This window comes from Escherichia sp. MAL-1 (genome assembly GCF_052948035.1).
This window is the reverse complement of record NZ_CM129609.1, coordinates 3,077,999-3,095,217: the sequence shown is the minus strand read 5'-3', so window position 1 is coordinate 3,095,217 and position 17,219 is coordinate 3,077,999. Positions and strand designations below refer to the sequence as shown.

Below are 17,219 nucleotides of genomic sequence, written 5' to 3'. Positions count from 1 at the left end.
TGCTAGGAGAAGAGACGTGCGATATGAATAACGAGGAAACATTTTACCAGGCCATGCGGCGTCAGGGCGTTACCCGGCGCAGCTTTCTCAAATATTGTAGTCTGGCTGCCACGTCGCTGGGATTAGGCGCGGGAATGGCACCAAAGATTGCCTGGGCGCTGGAGAACAAACCCCGCATTCCGGTGGTATGGATCCACGGTCTGGAATGCACCTGCTGTACCGAATCTTTTATCCGCTCCGCTCACCCACTGGCGAAGGACGTCATCCTTTCCCTGATTTCCCTCGATTATGACGATACCCTGATGGCTGCCGCCGGAACCCAGGCGGAAGAAGTCTTCGAAGACATCATCACGCAATACAATGGCAAATATATCCTCGCAGTAGAAGGTAATCCGCCGCTGGGCGAGCAGGGGATGTTCTGTATCAGCAGCGGTCGACCGTTTATTGAGAAACTCAAACGTGCCGCTGCCGGAGCCAGCGCGATTATCGCCTGGGGAACCTGCGCGTCCTGGGGCTGCGTGCAGGCCGCGCGGCCCAATCCGACGCAGGCAACGCCTATCGACAAAGTCATCACCGACAAACCCATTATCAAAGTACCTGGCTGCCCGCCGATCCCGGATGTGATGAGCGCCATCATTACTTACATGGTGACCTTTGATCGCTTGCCAGATGTCGACAGAATGGGCCGTCCGCTGATGTTCTATGGTCAGCGAATCCACGATAAATGCTATCGCCGCGCCCACTTCGACGCCGGAGAGTTCGTCCAGAGTTGGGATGATGACGCTGCCCGCAAAGGTTACTGCCTGTACAAAATGGGCTGCAAAGGGCCTACCACCTATAACGCCTGTTCCTCCACACGCTGGAATGATGGCGTTTCTTTCCCAATCCAGTCTGGTCACGGCTGCCTGGGCTGTGCGGAAAATGGTTTCTGGGATCGCGGTTCGTTCTACAGCCGCGTGGTCGATATTCCGCAAATGGGTACTCATTCCACCGCCGATACCGTCGGTTTAACCGCGCTTGGCGTGGTGGCAGCGGCTGTTGGTGTGCACGCAGTCGCCAGCGCCGTTGACCAGCGCAGACGTCATAACCAGCAACCTACAGAAACCGAACATCAGCCAGGCAATGAGGATAAACAGGCATGAGCACTCAGTACGAAACTCAGGGATACACCATCAATAATGCCGGACGCCGCCTGGTGGTCGACCCGATTACGCGCATCGAAGGCCACATGCGCTGCGAAGTGAATATTAACGATCAGAATGTGATCACCAATGCCGTCTCCTGCGGCACCATGTTTCGCGGGCTGGAGATCATCCTACAAGGGCGCGACCCGCGCGATGCGTGGGCGTTCGTTGAACGTATCTGCGGCGTCTGTACTGGCGTACACGCCCTGGCTTCGGTTTACGCCATCGAAGATGCTATCGGTATTAAAGTGCCGGACAACGCCAATATCATCCGCAACATTATGCTGGCAACGCTCTGGTGCCACGATCATCTGGTGCACTTCTATCAGCTTGCCGGGATGGACTGGATCGATGTGTTAGATGCGCTGAAAGCCGACCCGCGGAAAACCTCCGAACTGGCGCAAAGTCTCTCCTCTTGGCCGAAATCATCCCCTGGCTATTTCTTCGACGTACAAAACCGCCTGAAAAAATTTGTTGAAGGCGGGCAGTTGGGGATCTTCCGCAATGGCTACTGGGGGCACCCGCAGTACAAACTGCCGCCAGAAGCTAACCTGATGGGCTTTGCCCACTATCTCGAAGCTCTCGATTTCCAGCGTGAAATTGTCAAAATCCACGCGGTCTTTGGCGGTAAAAACCCGCATCCAAACTGGATTGTCGGCGGGATGCCTTGCGCCATCAACATTGACGAAAGCGGCGCGGTCGGGGCAGTCAATATGGAACGCCTGAACCTGGTGCAGTCAATTATCACCCGCACGGCGGACTTCATTAACAACGTGATGATCCCCGACGCCTTAGCCATCGGTCAGTTCAACAAACCGTGGAGCGAAATCGGCACTGGTCTTTCTGATAAATGCGTTCTCAGCTACGGCGCATTCCCGGATATTGCCAACGACTTTGGCGAGAAAAGTCTGCTGATGCCTGGCGGCGCGGTGATTAACGGCGACTTCAACAATGTGCTGCCAGTGGATTTGGTTGATCCGCAGCAGGTGCAGGAGTTTGTCGACCACGCCTGGTATCGATATCCCAACGATCAGGTCGGGCGTCATCCGTTCGATGGCATCACCGACCCGTGGTACAACCCCGGCGATGTCAAAGGCAGCGATACCAACATTCAGCAGCTGAATGAACAGGAACGCTACTCGTGGATCAAAGCGCCACGCTGGCGCGGTAACGCGATGGAAGTGGGGCCGCTGGCGCGCACGTTAATCGCTTATCACAAAGGCGATGCTGCGACCGTTGAGTCGGTCGATCGCATGATGTCGGCGTTGAACCTGCCGCTTTCCGGTATCCAGTCAACGTTAGGCCGCATTTTGTGCCGCGCGCACGAAGCGCAGTGGGCCGCAGGTAAGTTGCAGTATTTCTTCGACAAGCTGATGACCAACCTGAAAAACGGCAATCTCGCCACTGCTTCCACGGAAAAATGGGAACCTGCAACCTGGCCGACAGAGTGCCGTGGTGTCGGTTTTACCGAAGCGCCGCGCGGGGCGTTAGGCCACTGGGCCGCCATTCGCGATGGCAAGATTGATCTCTACCAGTGCGTGGTGCCGACCACCTGGAACGCCAGCCCGCGCGATCCCAAAGGGCAGATTGGCGCTTATGAAGCGGCGCTGATGAACACCAAAATGGCGATCCCCGAGCAACCGCTGGAGATCCTGCGTACTCTGCACAGCTTTGACCCGTGCCTCGCCTGTTCAACACACGTGCTGGGCGACGACGGTAGCGAGCTGATCTCCGTGCAGGTGCGTTAACAGCGAAGGAGAATCATCATGCAACAGAAAAGCGACAACGTTGTCAGCCACTATGTCTTTGAAGCGCCAGTGCGCATCTGGCACTGGTTGACGGTGTTATGCATGGCGGTGTTGATGGTCACCGGATACTTTATCGGCAAGCCGCTACCTTCCGTCAGCGGCGAGGCGACGTATCTGTTCTATATGGGCTACATCAGGTTAATTCACTTCAGCGCCGGGATGGTTTTTACCGTGGTTTTGCTGATGCGGATCTACTGGGCTTTTGTTGGCAATCGATACTCCCGCGAGCTGTTTATCGTGCCGGTATGGCGTAAAAGCTGGTGGCAGGGCGTGTGGTATGAAATCCGCTGGTATCTGTTTCTGGCAAAACGTCCGAGTGCCGATATAGGCCATAATCCCATCGCCCAGGCGGCGATGTTCGGCTATTTCCTGATGTCGGTCTTTATGATCATCACTGGTTTTGCGCTGTACAGCGAACACAGCCAGTACGCTATTTTTGCGCCGTTCCGTTATGTGGTGGAATTTTTCTACTGGACGGGTGGCAACTCAATGGACATTCACAGCTGGCATCGGCTGGGGATGTGGCTGATTGGCGCGTTTGTGATCGGTCATGTCTACATGGCGCTGCGTGAAGACATCATGTCCGACGACACGGTGATCTCCACCATGGTCAACGGCTACCGTAGCCACAAATTTGGCAAAATAAGTAACAAGGAGCGTTCATGAGCGAGCAACGCGTGGTGGTCATGGGGCTGGGCAACCTGCTGTGGGCCGATGAAGGCTTCGGCGTGCGGGTGGCGGAACGGCTGTATGCCCATTACCACTGGCCCGAGTATGTGGAGATTGTCGATGGCGGTACTCAGGGACTGAACTTGCTGGGGTATGTCGAAAGCGCCAGCCATCTGTTGATTCTCGATGCCATTGACTACGGGCTGGAACCTGGAACGCTGCGAACCTATGCCGGAGAACGCATTCCGGCTTATCTCAGCGCGAAGAAAATGAGCCTGCATCAGAACAGTTTCTCCGAAGTGTTGGCGCTGGCGGATATCCGCGGACATCTGCCAGCACATATTGCCCTCGTCGGTCTGCAACCCGCAATGCTCGACGACTACGGCGGTAGCCTGAGCGAACTGGCACGGGAGCAACTGCCCGCTGCGGAACAGGCGGCGCTGGCGCAGCTTGCTGCGTGGGGAATTGTGCCGCAACCGGCTAATGAATCGCGCTGTCTCAATTATGACTGTCTGTCGATGGAAAATTACGAAGGCGTTCGCTTGCGCCAGTACCGGATGACACAGGAGGAGCAGGGATGAGCAACGACACGCCATTTGATGCGTTGTGGCAACGAATGCTGGCGCGCGGCTGGACGCCAGTCAGTGAATCCCGTCTTGACGACTGGCTTACGCAAGCGCCAGACGGCGTGGTGTTATTAAGCAGTGACCCGAAACGCACGCCAGAGGTCAGCGATAATCCGGTAATGATTGGCGAATTACTGCGCGAGTTTCCCGACTATACATGGCAGGTGGCGATTGCTGACCTTGAGCAGAGCGAAGCCATCGGCGATCGCTTTGGCGTCTTTCGCTTTCCTGCCACTTTAGTGTTTACCGGCGGAAACTATCGCGGCGTGCTGAATGGTATTCACCCGTGGGCGGAACTGATAAACCTGATGCGCGGGCTTGTCGAACCGCAGCAGGAGCGTGCCTCATGAGCGAAACTTTTTTCCATCTGCTGGGGCCAGGAACGCAACCGAACGATGACAGTTTCAGCATGAATCCACTGCCGATCACCTGTCAGGTGAATGATGAACCGAGTATGGCGGCCCTGGAGCAATGTGCTCACAGCCCGCAGGTGATTGCGCTGTTAAACGAGTTACAACATCAACTAAGCGAACGCCAACCGCCGTTGGGCGAGGTGCTGGCAGTCGATCTGTTAAATCTCAACGCCGACGATCGTCACTTTATCAATACGCTTCTCGGGGAAGGGGAAGTGTCAGTGCGCATTCAGCAGGCTGACGACAGTGAAAGTGAAATACAGGAGGCGATCTTCTGCGGATTATGGCGGGTGCGCAGACGTCGCGGCGAAAAGTTGCTGGAGGACAAACTGGAGGCTGGCTGCGCGCCGCTGGCGTTGTGGCAGGCGGCAACGCAAAATCTCTTGCCGACAGATTCGCTGTTACCGCCGCCCATTGATGGCCTGATGAATGGCCTACCGTTGGCGCATGAGTTACTGGCACATGTACGTAACCCCGACGCGCAGCCGCACAGCATTAATCTGACGCAATTACCCATCAGCGAGGCTGATCGGCTTTTTCTCTCACGTCTCTGTGGGCCGGGAAATATTCAGATTCGTACCATTGGCTATGGCGAGAGCTATATCAACGCCACGGGGTTACGCCATGTCTGGCATTTACGCTGTACGGACACCTTAAAAGGCCCGTTACTGGAAAGTTATGAAATCTGCCCAATACCGGAAGTGGTGCTGGCAGCGCCAGAAGATTTGGTCGACTCTGCGCAGCGGCTTAGCGAGGTATGTCAGTGGCTGGCGGAAGCTGCACCGACGTAAAAAGACGGTAAGTATCGCTTTCAGTCTTATGAATATCGCAATCGGCGAATACCTCTGGTCGTAGAGTTTCAGGATAAAGAGGGAGATCTACCATTATCGGGTTATTTTTCTCTCTTCGCCTACAGGAGTGCGCATGTGGGATGTCATTGATTTATCGCGCTGGCAGTTTGCTCTGACCGCGCTGTATCACTTTTTATTTGTACCCCTTACCCTGGGGCTGATTTTTTTGCTGGCTATCATGGAAACCATTTACGTGGTCACCGGCAAAACAATCTACCGCGATATGACGCGCTTCTGGGGTAAGCTCTTCGGTATCAATTTTGCTCTTGGCGTGGCTACCGGCCTGACCATGGAGTTTCAGTTTGGTACTAACTGGTCATTCTATTCCAACTATGTGGGCGATATTTTTGGCGCACCGCTGGCGATGGAAGCATTAATGGCCTTCTTCCTCGAATCCACCTTTGTCGGGCTGTTCTTCTTCGGCTGGCAACGGCTGAATAAATACCAGCACCTGCTGGTGACGTGGCTGGTGGCGTTCGGTTCAAATCTCTCTGCGTTGTGGATATTGAATGCCAACGGTTGGATGCAATACCCGACCGGTGCGCATTTTGATATCGACACCCTGCGTATGGAGATGACCAGCTTCAGCGAGCTGGTCTTTAATCCGGTCAGCCAGGTGAAATTTGTGCACACCGTAATGGCGGGCTACGTGACCGGGGCCATGTTTATTATGGCGATCAGCGCCTGGTATTTACTGCGCGGACGGGAGCGCGATGTCGCATTACGCTCGTTTGCCATCGGTTCCGTCTTCGGTACTCTGGCGATTATCGGTACCCTGCAACTCGGAGACAGTTCTGCGTATGAAGTCGCGCAAGTACAACCGGTAAAACTGGCGGCGATGGAAGGGGAGTGGCAAACGGAACCTGCACCTGCACCGTTCCATGTGGTTGCCTGGCCGGAACAGGATCAAGAGCGTAACGCCTTTGCCCTCAAAATTCCCGCGCTGCTAGGGATCCTCGCCACTCACTCATTAGATAAACCCGTGCCGGGTCTGAAGAATTTGATGGCTGAAACCTACCCACGCTTGCAACGCGGACGTATGGCCTGGCTGTTAATGCAGGAAATATCGCAAGGCAATCGTGAGCCGCATGTGTTGCAGGCATTCCGGGGACTGGAAGGTGACCTGGGCTACGGCATGTTGCTCTCCCGCTATGCGCCGGATATGAATCATGTCACAGCCGCACAGTACCAGGCGGCGATGCGTGGCGCGATACCTCAGGTTGCGCCGGTATTCTGGAGTTTCCGCATCATGGTGGGCTGTGGTTCCCTGCTGCTACTGGTGATGCTGATTGCGCTTGTCCAGACGCTGCGTGGCAAAATCGACCAGCATCGCTGGGTGCTGAAAATGGCGCTCTGGAGTTTGCCGTTGCCGTGGATTGCGATTGAAGCCGGGTGGTTTATGACCGAGTTTGGTCGTCAGCCGTGGGCGATACAGGACATCTTACCGACATACTCCGCGCACTCCGCTTTAACCACAGGACAACTGGCTTTCTCACTGATCATGATCGTAGGGCTTTACACCCTGTTCTTAATCGCCGAAGTCTACCTGATGCAGAAATATGCCCGTCTGGGGCCGAGCGCGATGCAGAGTGAACAACCGACGCAGCAACAGGGGTAAAGGAGAAAATCATGTTTGATTATGAAACATTGCGCTTCATCTGGTGGCTGCTGATTGGCGTGATCCTGGTGGTCTTTATGATCTCCGACGGATTTGACATGGGGATCGGCTGTCTGCTGCCGCTGGTGGCGCGTAATGATGATGAACGCCGGATAGTGATAAACAGCGTTGGTGCACACTGGGAAGGCAACCAGGTCTGGTTGATCCTCGCTGGTGGGGCATTATTTGCCGCCTGGCCCAGAGTGTATGCAGCGGCGTTTTCCGGCTTTTATGTGGCGATGATCCTGGTGCTGTGCTCACTGTTCTTCCGCCCGCTGGCCTTTGATTATCGCGGAAAAATCGCCGATGCACGCTGGCGTAAAATGTGGGACGCCGGTCTGGTCATCGGCAGTCTGGTGCCGCCGGTAGTCTTCGGTATCGCCTTCGGCAACTTGTTGCTCGGCGTGCCGTTTGCCTTCACACCGCAATTACGCGTGGAGTATCTCGGCAGCTTCTGGCAACTGCTGACGCCATTCCCTTTATTGTGCGGATTGCTCAGCCTTGGGATGGTGATTTTGCAAGGTGGCGTCTGGTTACAACTGAAAACTGTTGGTGTGATTCATCTGCGTTCACAGCTGGCCACCAAACGCGCTGCACTGTTGGTGATGCTGTGCTTTTTGCTGGCGGGTTACTGGCTGTGGGTCGGTATTGATGGCTTTGTACTGCTCGCCCAGGATGCTAACGGTCCTTCCAATCCGTTAATGAAACTGGTGGCAGTGCTACCTGGTGCCTGGATGAATAATTTCGTCGAATCGCCCGTTTTGTGGATCTTCCCGCTGCTGGGGTTCTTCTGCCCATTGCTGACGGTGATGGCGATTTATCGTGGTCGCCCGGGTTGGGGATTTTTAATGGCGTCATTGATGCAATTTGGCGTGATTTTCACGGCAGGCATCACGCTGTTCCCCTTTGTCATGCCGTCAAGCGTGAGTCCAATCTCCAGCCTGACGTTGTGGGACAGCACTTCCAGTCAGCTGACGCTGAGCATTATGTTGGTAATCGTGCTGATATTTTTGCCCATTGTGTTGCTCTACACTCTCTGGAGCTACTACAAAATGTGGGGACGCATGACAACAGAAACTCTCCGCCGTAACGAAAACGAGTTGTACTAAGGAGCAGGAACAATGTGGTATTTACTTTGGTTCGTCGGCATTTTGTTGATGTGTTCGCTCTCCACCCTTGTGTTGGTATGGCTGGACCCGCGTCTGAAAAGTTAACGAACGTAGGCCTGATGCGGCGCATTAGCATCGCATCAGGCAATCAATAATGTCAGATATGAAAAGCGGAAACATATCGATGAAAGCGATCTTAATCCCATTTTTATCTCTTCTGATTCCGTTAACCCCGCAATCTGCATTCGCTCAGAGTGAGCCGGAGCTGAAGCTGGAAAGTGTGGTGATTGTCAGTCGTCATGGTGTGCGTGCTCCAACCAAGGCCACGCAACTGATGCAGGATGTCACCCCAGACGCATGGCCAACCTGGCCGGTAAAACTGGGTTGGCTGACACCGCGCGGTGGTGAGCTAATCGCCTATCTCGGACATTACCAACGCCAGCGTCTGGTAGCCGACGGATTGCTGGCGAAAAAGGGCTGCCCGCAGTCTGGTCAGGTCGCGATTATTGCTGATGTCGACGAGCGTACCCGTAAAACAGGCGAAGCCTTCGCCGCCGGGCTGGCACCTGACTGTGCAATAACCGTACATACCCAGGCAGATACGTCCAGTCCCGATCCGTTATTTAATCCTCTAAAAACTGGCGTTTGCCAACTGGATAACGCGAACGTGACTGACGCGATCCTCAGCAGGGCAGGAGGGTCAATTGCTGACTTTACCGGGCATCGGCAAACGGCGTTTCGCGAACTGGAACGGGTGCTTAATTTTCCGCAATCAAACTTGTGCCTTAAACGTGAGAAACAGGACGAAAGCTGTTCATTAACGCAGGCATTACCATCGGAACTCAAGGTGAGCGCCGACAATGTCTCATTAACCGGTGCGGTAAGCCTCGCATCAATGCTGACGGAGATATTTCTCCTGCAACAAGCACAGGGAATGCCGGAGCCGGGGTGGGGAAGGATCACCGATTCACACCAGTGGAACACCTTGCTAAGTTTGCATAACGCGCAATTTTATTTGCTACAACGCACGCCAGAGGTTGCCCGCAGCCGCGCCACCCCGTTATTAGATTTGATCAAGACAGCGTTGACGCCCCATCCACCGCAAAAACAGGCGTATGGTGTGACATTACCCACTTCAGTGCTGTTTATCGCCGGACACGATACTAATCTGGCAAATCTCGGCGGCGCACTGGAGCTCAACTGGACGCTTCCCGGTCAGCCGGATAACACGCCGCCAGGTGGTGAACTGGTGTTTGAACGCTGGCGTCGGCTAAGCGATAACAGCCAGTGGATTCAGGTTTCGCTGGTCTTCCAGACTTTACAGCAGATGCGTGATAAAACGCCGCTGTCATTAAATACGCCGCCCGGAGAGGTGAAACTGACCCTGGCAGGATGTGAAGAGCGAAATGCGCAGGGCATGTGTTCGTTGGCAGGTTTTACGCAAATCGTGAATGAAGCACGCATACCGGCGTGCAGTTTGTAATGCATAAAAAAGAGCATTCAGTTACCTGAATGCTCTGAGGCTGATGACAAACGAAGAACTGTCTAATGCGTAGACCGGAAAAGGCGTTCACGCCGCATCCGGCCACTTTCAGTTTTACTCTTTCTCGGAGTAACTATAACCGTAGTAGTTATAGCCGTAACTGTAAGCGGTGCTGGCGCGTTTAATCACACCATTGAGGATAGCGCCTTTAATATTGACGCCTGCCTGTTCCAGACGCTGCATTGACAAACTCACCTCTTTGGCGGTGTTCAAGCCAAAACGCGCAACCAGCAGGCTGGTGCCAACAGAACGCCCCACGACCGCGGCATCACTCACCGCCAGCATCGGCGGCGTATCGACAATCACCAGATCGTAATGGTCGTTCGCCCATTCCAGTAATTGACGCATCCGATCGCGCATCAGCAGTTCAGACGGGTTAGGTGGCACCTGACCGCGAGTAATCACATCAAAGCCTCCTTTGCCAAAATGCTGGATCACTTTGTTGAGCTCATCTTTACCTGCCAGATATTCCGACAAGCCATGTTCATTACTCACGGTAAACAGGTTATGCGAATAACCACGGCGTAAGTCGGCATCAATAAATAACACTTTTTGATCGGACTGGGCGATCACCGCTGCCAGAGTTGAACTGACAAACGTTTTACCACTGTCTGGCGTCGCACCGGTGATCATCAGAATGTTATTCTCCGTCTCCATCATAGCGAAATGCAGACTGGTTCGTAGCGCACGTACGGCTTCCACAGCAGAATCCGCCGGGTTATCCACCGCCAGGAAGGGGATATTTTTAGTACGATGGCGCTGCTGATTAGAAAATAAATTTTTCTTACGCAGACGGGTGCGTTTATCCAGCCACTCGGACATTGGGATAGTGGCATAAACGCTGATGCCGTGCTCTTCCAGTTGTTCCGGGGCTTCTACACCACGACGCAACATCGCACGCGCCAGCACGGCACCCACAGAAATAAACAGGCCAAGAATAAAACCAAGCACCACGTTCAACGCTTTTTTCGGTTTCACTGGCTGCGGCTGAGTGACTGCCGGGTCGATAATCCGCACGTTACCAATGGCACTGGATTTCGAAATACTCAACTCCTGCTGGCGGTTAAGTAATTGCAGATATACCGCACGGCCCGCTTCTACGTCACGGCTTAAACGTAACACTTCCTGTTGAGTGGAAGGCATTGCCGATACCCGCTTATTCAGGCGTTTGCGTTCTTGCTCCAGCGTCTGGCGTTTTTCCAGCAGCGCACGATAAGTTGGGTGATCTTTCTTATACAGCTGGGAGATCTCTGCCTCGCGGAAGGTCAGCTCATTGAGTTGATTATCAACGTTCACAATCTGCTCAAGAACGGCTTTGGCTTCCAGGTTAAGGTCAACCGAATCGCGCTGCTGGCGATAAACGTTGAGTTTTTCTTCCGCCTGGTCCAGCTCGCTGCGCACTTCAGGTAACTGGCGCTGTAAGAATTCAAGGCTTTGTGAATCCTGCGCCGCCTGGCGAGCGATATTCTGTTGCAAATAGTTGTTAGCGATGCTGTTCAGAATACGAGTAATCAACTGGGGATCATCACCAGTCATGGTAAGTTCCAGCATCCCGCTTTCTTTACTGCGTTCGCTAACGGTAAAGGTTTCCTGCAATGCGTTAATCGCTTCCAGTTCGGTACGCTGGCTCAGGACAAACTGTGTTCCTGGTTTGGCCTTAATGTCCGCGATAGTCAGCGCAACGCCATCTTTTTCCAGACGCTGGCCGACCATACCATTGACGGTGAACTCTTCACCTTCCAGCGTATAGTGGCCGTTTTCCCCAACCGTGAGTGTCAGTTGCTGATCCTGACCATTCAGTTGTGGAATATGCATCCAGCTGATCGCCAGCTCACCTGGTTTCTCTTTGGTTAATCTCGCCCAGCCGCGACCCACAATCGGAAAATACTTCTGCTCAACCATGTCGCGCAGATTCAGTTCAGCAATGGTTTTACCGAGAATCATGCGCGATTGCAGCAGTTGGATCTCCGGTGCAGACTCGGGCGATGAGTTAGGGATCATATCGCTCAGGCCACTGAGAATGGCGTTGCCCTGTTTCTGCTCAACCTGGACCAGAGTATCTGCCTGATAAATTGGCGTGCTTAACAGCGAGTAAGCGACAGCGATCAGCGTGAATAACGCGGTCACGCTGATAATAAACTTACGGTGATCCCATAACTCGCCGACCAGACGAAGCAGATCGATCTCATTTTCCTGAGTGCTGCCTGGTGGCGTATTCATATTTTTAGTTGTCATCGTATCTTATAAACTCAAATTACCGGCTGAGGCGCTTCGCCCATTCCTGACTGGCGCGCTCCAACATACCGTAGACATGTTCAAATGCGTCCTGACTTTTACGATAGGGATCCGGGATCTCTTTCTGTTCCAGCCATTGCCCAAACAGCATTGTCTTCCCGCGGACCTCGGGAGCGATTGCGGTAACCTGAGCAATATGTTCCGACTCCATTGCCAGAATCAGATCGTAATTTCGTGCCATCTCAGCAGTGAGCTTACGTCCGGCATGTCCTTCAAGAGATACGCCATGATTAGCGGCAACATCTGCCGCTGTCGCATCTGCAGGGTGTTTTACCAGACCATGAACACCTGCCGATTTGACTTTTACGCCCGGCAGACGTTTACGCAGCAAGCGCTCGCCAATGGGCGAACGGCAAATGTTGCCGGTACAAACCACCAGGATTGAGTTAAATTTTAGTTGGGCCATGTTTGAATCCACCGTGAAGTCTCTGTCAGGTCATGCACCCCGGAAATCGTCGGTACCAGCAGAGAAATCACACGGTTCCAACGAGCCAGCGGCGCGGTAGTGACATAAACAATGTCGTAAGGTTCAAGCTGGAATTCCGTTCCGAGTATCATTGCCGATGCGTCCTTCGCATTCAGCTGATAAATATTGGCGATTTTGCCATTCTGCTTGTTTTGCGTTGCACGAATAACAAAAATCCCCGTCGCATCAGCGACATCCTGATTCATACCCTCAGCGTTACCCAGCGCTTCCGCCAGGGTCATACCGCTGCGGTCCATTTTCAGCGTGCTCTGTTTACCCACTTCACCCATCACGAAGACTTTCAGATCATCGTTGCGCGGAATAAATAAAATATCGCCCGGGTGCAGCAGTTTGTTCTGGCGCAAGTCGCCACGCTGCATCAGCGCATAGAGGTTCACTTTGGTCTTTACGCCATTCTGGGTGAGCACCACGTTGCGCCAGTCTGCATCTGCGGTCAGACCGCCCGCGGCGTTAATCGCATCCATGATGGTCAGAGGAATATTGGTAATCGGCTGCTGACCCGATTTGCTGACTTCGCCGGTGACGTACGCTTTTTGCGATCGGAACGCCGCGACGCTGACATCGACTTGCGGGCTTTCAATGACTGAATCGAGACGCGCTGTAATCTCGTTGCGTACCTGGGTAAGTGTTTTCCCGGCCACTTTCAGGCGACCAATATAGGGGTAGAAAATCGCACCATCGGCGTTAACCCAGTTGCCGGTATCACTGGCGCTACGGTATTGCCCTGCGGGGGTGGTTAGTTCCGGGTGATCCCAGACCGTAACCATCAACACATCACCAATCCCGATACGATATTCATAGTTTGCGATTTGCTGCTCCAGCTCCGGGTTAGCCTGCGACATAATCGGTTTGGCGCGCAACTGATCAATCAATCCTGGCGTGACGGGATAGATATTGACCATTTTGTCCAGGTCATACTGATTGTCAGGTAGTTCAATGACATCCTTGTTACTGGTCGATAAATTCTGACCAGGAACAAGGGTACATGCTGTCAAAGACAGAACAGTCAATGTCAGTACCGAAAACTTAAAAATGTTCTTTTTCATTGGTTTATATTTATCAGTCAATGTAATGTTATGAATTACGTCAGGTTATTGTCCAACCGGTACTTCTCGCTCTGCCGTCATTGGATAGAGCTGGTATTTGCGTGACAGCATTTGTCCACCATCACGCGTCAATGGTGTCCACGAAACCACCGCGCGGTTGCGGTTAGGTCCAATGGTCATCAAGTCGAATGGAATCGAGATATAAAAACCTTTACTAAAGCCGCCTTCGCCGTAGTCATCTTTAGATACGTTACTGATTGCCGCCCATACCCCTACCGCCACGCCGCTGTCAAAGCGTTTGGCGACGTCGATCGTTGCGCCTTTATCTTTTGCCAGATATTGCCCAACGCTAAGTTTCATCAGTACGCCATTGAGCGTCGGCGGGTTCCAGTAAGCCGTCACGAAACCTGTTGGCGTGGAATAATCGGTGAAACGCATCATGTTGTCCCAGTCACGCTGCTTCACGTAGTTAACGTCCACACCCAGCGCCCAGCTGGCATCTAGCGGGCGATAAAGCAGCTCGGAACCGACACCGGCATACATCGTTTCCAGATAACCGCCATACATCTGGCCATAGAAACCATTGCCTAAGTCAGCAAAATAGTTCGCCTGCAAGTTGTTGAGATAAACGTCATTGCGAACGTAGTCACGGATATGCGTGCGCACGCGGGGCAGGGTAGAGTCCGCGGGCAACAGCGAAGACTTAAACTTGTCGTAGTTGTTGTAAATATTGGTGAAAATACCGCCATCAAGCAGCAGGTGGTCGGTAAACCAGTAGCGGGCACTGGACATCAGCCCCAGCTGGAACATATAGAAATCTTCCGGGCCGCCCAGCGACTGTGAAAGTGTTGGGTTGAAAGAGTAGCTAAAGCGATCTTCACGAATACGGTAGCCCCGACCAAAGGCAGAAAGATCTTCTGCTTCAACACGTTGTTGTTGAAGTTGCTCTGATTGACCAGGCGCTGTACCAGCCAGCTGTTTGCGCAGGCTGGCTACGTCGGTTTCGGTAGTCACCATCGCCATATGCTCGCGCTTTTGCGTCACGCTAATCTTCTCAACGCCTTGCGGCAGGTTATTCACCAGAATCCGGTTGGCACGATCGACCGCTTCGCGAGAATCACGGTATTTGTATTGTTGACCAGACATATACAGCGTCTTATCGCGCAGCTGAATTTCCGGTGCTTCAAAACCTGCGTTGTACTTCAGCGCGGTAAGTTGGTTCGCTACTGTGGTGTACTGCAATCCTTCAGATTCAGGCGCAGGTTGATATGCCGGTTTTGGCGTATCGCGCAGGGCAGGGCGCAGATCGTTGAAATTGGTCCGTAACGTGAAGCCAAACATCAACGTGTTACCGCGTTCATAACTCAGGTTGAGATCTGCCCAGCTGGCAGCGCGATAAACTGCGCCGACGTTGAAATGGCTTGCCTGAGGCAGTTTGCCAGCGAAATCATTCTGGTAATTGTTGCCATCGTATTCGAGTTTCAGACGCAGGGGATTCCACGGCGTTTGATACTCAATGCCGCCAAAGATGGAAGCCGGGCCACGAAAGATATCGCTAAAGCTGATATCGCCCGCATCGTGAGACTCTGCGCGATGACAATATTTATCGCTCACCCGGCAAAACGGGTTGGTAATATTGCCCGCATTACCGGCGTAGCCCCATGCCATCCCGAGGGTGAAATCAAATGGCCCCGCTTGCTTGCTGGCCACCAGATACTCACCGTCAAACAGACCCGTACCAGCAATATCACGTTTACCAAACGCCACTTGCGGTAGCCAGTAACCTTCTTCCCACAGGCGAAGTTTAAAATCGAATGATTTGTCTTTGTATGACTGATCGCCGCTGAAATCTTCCCACTGGCTATATTTGCGTGTGCGCACATCCGTATAACGAATGGTGCCTTCCAGCCATGGGAACAGCGCCACGGAGGTGGAGTAGAACCGGTATTGATCGTTATCCCGGTAGTTGACGCTGAATTCACCTTCCGGTGCGATGCGCGCATTTGGCATCTGCAACAATCCTGTGCCGCCAAAGTCTGATTGCGACGAACCCAGCGGATCCGGGTAGGTTAATACTTCAGCATGACAGGCACTGGAGACGGCAATGGCCAGGCAGCTTAAAAGATAAGAATTCTTCTTCATCAGTCAGGAACACGTTGCGTTAAAACAGACACAATCTGGTCATTTAAATCAGCATATTTTTCGGGCAGTACATGCGCAGAAAAGCCCAACCAAAGCTGGCTGCCAGGCGGTGGTTCCACATGTCTTTTATTCCACAGGGCAACAGGGGCGACGACAGTCTCACCCTCAGGCGTAATCACCATAACGTTATTCTTGTCCGCGCCTGCAAGGCGGGGGTGATCTTGCAGATAATCGGTAACGCTACGGCCTGCCTGCCAGGGCAATTGCCCGGCCCCAGAAACCGCACCCAGCAGAGTAATAGTCACCGGACGCTGTACGGTATAGAGCGTATAGTCCCCGACCAACGGGGGATTGCTGTTCTCATCCACTCGTACAAAATCAGGGTCCAGTTTGACCGGTAAGCGACCAGTGATATTGAGATTGAGTAACTGCTGGCGCACGGATTTAATCGTTGCCGCCACATCGTCGTCAGCTTCTGCTTCCCAGGAAGCAAGCTGTGCCATGACATGTTGGTAGTCTTTAAGCGCTTTAGCTTTCGCCGCAGAGTCGGTCAGCAAGGCACCAGGCCACCAGAGGCGATCGCGCAGTTGCGGTTGTGTCACCAACTGGACAACATTTTCCATGGGGCCAACGGAAAGTGTCTGTTGTTCGCCAGGCAGATAAATAGTCACCGTTCCTTGCGCAAAGGCATGGGGTGTCATTACGTAAAGTACGCTGGCAATGAAATACGACTGTAATTTATTCATGGTGCGGGTTTAAGAAACGTCATTTCTACGGGAATAACCCCTGCGCCTAACATTTGCCGACTTTGACGAACCTGGCCAGTAGCCGAATCGACCCAGAATGTGTTTTGCCACTGTTTTTCTGGCCGCGTGGAAGTCACCTCTTCCTGCCAGACATTACACAGCACATTGCGACCCGCAATATTCAGCGTCTCTAATCCAGCAAAGGAAAAAGTAGAACTCAGGGTCGCAGAGCGAAAATGGTTGTCTTCACTCCAGAGAATATCGCGCGTCCAGCGGCTGCCATCTTTTATTGCCAGCGCGTTACGCAGAGGGTCCTGCCCGGAATTTGTCACTTCCAGCAGATTATTATTAAGTTTGACGGTCTTTAAAAGACGTCCATTGTGGGTAACCAGCATGGCGTTATCCTGGGATAACCATTTGCTTTGTTCTTGTTCTATATATCCCAGTACCACAAAGATTCGTTGCCCTTCATTAAGGCGTAAATACATCGTGGAATAAGGCAACGCCTGGATCTGCTGATCCGCTACGGTGATATCCTGATTATCGAAAAGGCTGGCGCGAAATGTATCGACCATACTTTGCTGGCTGTGCGTACATCCCGCAAGAAATAGTGCGAAAATCGATAAAATAAGAGGGCGCACCT

Annotated in this window: 16 protein-coding genes; 10 read left to right on the top strand and 6 right to left on the bottom strand. The window is 53.1% G+C overall.

The window, feature by feature from the left end; all coding sequences use genetic code 11:
* The first annotated feature begins 23 nt into the window (after positions 1–23).
* The 10 genes from hyaA (at position 24) to appA (ending at position 9,800) form a co-directional block, all read left to right on the top strand.
* Positions 24–1,142: a hydrogenase 1 small subunit gene (hyaA, locus tag ACU8XX_RS15505; RefSeq protein ID WP_001058323.1), complete on the top strand. Its 1,119-nt coding sequence runs from the start codon at positions 24–26 to the stop codon at positions 1,140–1,142.
* Positions 1,139–2,932 (top strand): Ni/Fe-hydrogenase large subunit, encoded by a 1,794-nt coding sequence (hyaB, locus tag ACU8XX_RS15500; protein WP_000107384.1) that lies wholly within the window; start codon positions 1,139–1,141, stop codon positions 2,930–2,932. The genes hyaA and hyaB overlap by 4 nt, the downstream gene beginning before the upstream one ends.
* A gap of 18 nt (positions 2,933–2,950) precedes the next feature.
* Positions 2,951–3,658, top strand: a complete 708-nt coding sequence (gene hyaC / locus ACU8XX_RS15495) for a Ni/Fe-hydrogenase b-type cytochrome subunit (protein WP_001186424.1) — start codon at positions 2,951–2,953, stop codon at positions 3,656–3,658.
* Complete coding sequence (gene hyaD, locus ACU8XX_RS15490; RefSeq protein ID WP_000003671.1) at positions 3,655–4,242, top strand: hydrogenase 1 maturation protease; 588 nt, start codon at positions 3,655–3,657, stop codon at positions 4,240–4,242. The genes hyaC and hyaD overlap by 4 nt, the downstream gene beginning before the upstream one ends.
* Entirely contained in the window at positions 4,239–4,637 is a 399-nt protein-coding gene (gene hyaE / locus ACU8XX_RS15485; RefSeq protein WP_000063978.1) for a hydrogenase-1 operon protein HyaE, read from the top strand. The genes hyaD and hyaE overlap by 4 nt, the downstream gene beginning before the upstream one ends.
* Complete coding sequence (locus ACU8XX_RS15480; RefSeq protein WP_000004899.1) at positions 4,634–5,491, top strand: hydrogenase expression/formation protein; 858 nt, start codon at positions 4,634–4,636, stop codon at positions 5,489–5,491. The genes hyaE and ACU8XX_RS15480 overlap by 4 nt, the downstream gene beginning before the upstream one ends.
* 133 nt (positions 5,492–5,624) lie before the next feature.
* Positions 5,625–7,169: a cytochrome bd-II oxidase subunit 1 gene (gene appC, locus ACU8XX_RS15475; RefSeq protein ID WP_000263577.1), complete on the top strand. Its 1,545-nt coding sequence runs from the start codon at positions 5,625–5,627 to the stop codon at positions 7,167–7,169.
* Between the two features lie 11 nt (positions 7,170–7,180).
* On the top strand, positions 7,181–8,317 hold the full coding sequence (gene appB / locus ACU8XX_RS15470) for a cytochrome d ubiquinol oxidase subunit II (RefSeq protein ID WP_000460803.1): 1,137 nt from the start codon (positions 7,181–7,183) through the stop codon (positions 8,315–8,317).
* Between the two features lie 12 nt (positions 8,318–8,329).
* The gene (gene cbdX / locus ACU8XX_RS15465; RefSeq protein WP_000270305.1) at positions 8,330–8,422 is read left to right on the top strand and encodes a cytochrome bd-II oxidase subunit CbdX; all 93 of its coding nucleotides are present in this window, start codon (positions 8,330–8,332) and stop codon (positions 8,420–8,422) included.
* Between the two features lie 79 nt (positions 8,423–8,501).
* On the top strand, positions 8,502–9,800 hold the full coding sequence (gene appA / locus ACU8XX_RS15460) for a bifunctional acid phosphatase/4-phytase (protein WP_001300464.1): 1,299 nt from the start codon (positions 8,502–8,504) through the stop codon (positions 9,798–9,800).
* A gap of 114 nt (positions 9,801–9,914) precedes the next feature.
* Here the strand turns inward: appA and etk are convergent, their stop codons facing one another.
* The 6 genes from etk to gfcB are packed head-to-tail and all read right to left on the bottom strand — an operon-like array spanning position 9,915 to position 17,217.
* Entirely contained in the window at positions 9,915–12,095 is a 2,181-nt protein-coding gene (gene etk / locus ACU8XX_RS15455; RefSeq protein ID WP_000208668.1) for a tyrosine-protein kinase, read from the bottom strand.
* Positions 12,096–12,114: 19 nt separating this feature from the next.
* Positions 12,115–12,561 (bottom strand): protein-tyrosine-phosphatase Etp, encoded by a 447-nt coding sequence (etp, locus tag ACU8XX_RS15450; protein ID WP_000057871.1) that lies wholly within the window; start codon positions 12,559–12,561, stop codon positions 12,115–12,117.
* Entirely contained in the window at positions 12,549–13,688 is a 1,140-nt protein-coding gene (locus ACU8XX_RS15445; protein ID WP_001468533.1) for a polysaccharide export protein, read from the bottom strand. Before ACU8XX_RS15445 ends, etp begins: the two co-directional genes overlap by 13 nt.
* Before the next feature lie 45 nt (positions 13,689–13,733).
* Positions 13,734–15,830, bottom strand: coding sequence for a YjbH domain-containing protein (locus ACU8XX_RS15440; RefSeq protein ID WP_001543612.1), 2,097 nt, complete (start codon positions 15,828–15,830; stop codon positions 13,734–13,736).
* On the bottom strand, positions 15,830–16,576 hold the full coding sequence (locus ACU8XX_RS15435; protein WP_001038062.1) for a capsule biosynthesis GfcC family protein: 747 nt from the start codon (positions 16,574–16,576) through the stop codon (positions 15,830–15,832). Before ACU8XX_RS15435 ends, ACU8XX_RS15440 begins: the two co-directional genes overlap by 1 nt.
* Entirely contained in the window at positions 16,573–17,217 is a 645-nt protein-coding gene (gene gfcB / locus ACU8XX_RS15430; protein WP_001247610.1) for a lipoprotein GfcB, read from the bottom strand. Before gfcB ends, ACU8XX_RS15435 begins: the two co-directional genes overlap by 4 nt.
* Between the last annotated feature and the right edge of the window lie 2 nt (positions 17,218–17,219).

Excerpts from the sequence above, each read along its gene's own strand:
- cbdX (WP_000270305.1), top strand. The coding sequence starts at position 8,330 with ATGTGGTATTTACTTTGGTTCGTCGGCATTTTGTTGATGTGTTCGCTC.
- ACU8XX_RS15480 (WP_000004899.1), top strand. The coding sequence starts at position 4,634 with ATGAGCGAAACTTTTTTCCATCTGCTGGGGCCAGGAACGCAACCGAAC.
- hyaC (WP_001186424.1), top strand. The coding sequence starts at position 2,951 with ATGCAACAGAAAAGCGACAACGTTGTCAGCCACTATGTCTTTGAAGCG.
- appC (WP_000263577.1), top strand. The coding sequence starts at position 5,625 with ATGTGGGATGTCATTGATTTATCGCGCTGGCAGTTTGCTCTGACCGCG.
- ACU8XX_RS15440 (WP_001543612.1), bottom strand. The coding sequence starts at position 15,830 with ATGAAGAAGAATTCTTATCTTTTAAGCTGCCTGGCCATTGCCGTCTCC.
- hyaE (WP_000063978.1), top strand. The coding sequence starts at position 4,239 with ATGAGCAACGACACGCCATTTGATGCGTTGTGGCAACGAATGCTGGCG.
- ACU8XX_RS15435 (WP_001038062.1), bottom strand. The coding sequence starts at position 16,576 with ATGAATAAATTACAGTCGTATTTCATTGCCAGCGTACTTTACGTAATG.
- etp (WP_000057871.1), bottom strand. The coding sequence starts at position 12,561 with ATGGCCCAACTAAAATTTAACTCAATCCTGGTGGTTTGTACCGGCAAC.
- etk (WP_000208668.1), bottom strand. The coding sequence starts at position 12,095 with ATGACAACTAAAAATATGAATACGCCACCAGGCAGCACTCAGGAAAAT.
- hyaD (WP_000003671.1), top strand. The coding sequence starts at position 3,655 with ATGAGCGAGCAACGCGTGGTGGTCATGGGGCTGGGCAACCTGCTGTGG.
- ACU8XX_RS15445 (WP_001468533.1), bottom strand. The coding sequence starts at position 13,688 with ATGAAAAAGAACATTTTTAAGTTTTCGGTACTGACATTGACTGTTCTG.
- appA (WP_001300464.1), top strand. The coding sequence starts at position 8,502 with ATGAAAGCGATCTTAATCCCATTTTTATCTCTTCTGATTCCGTTAACC.
- appB (WP_000460803.1), top strand. The coding sequence starts at position 7,181 with ATGTTTGATTATGAAACATTGCGCTTCATCTGGTGGCTGCTGATTGGC.
- hyaA (WP_001058323.1), top strand. The coding sequence starts at position 24 with ATGAATAACGAGGAAACATTTTACCAGGCCATGCGGCGTCAGGGCGTT.
- hyaB (WP_000107384.1), top strand. The coding sequence starts at position 1,139 with ATGAGCACTCAGTACGAAACTCAGGGATACACCATCAATAATGCCGGA.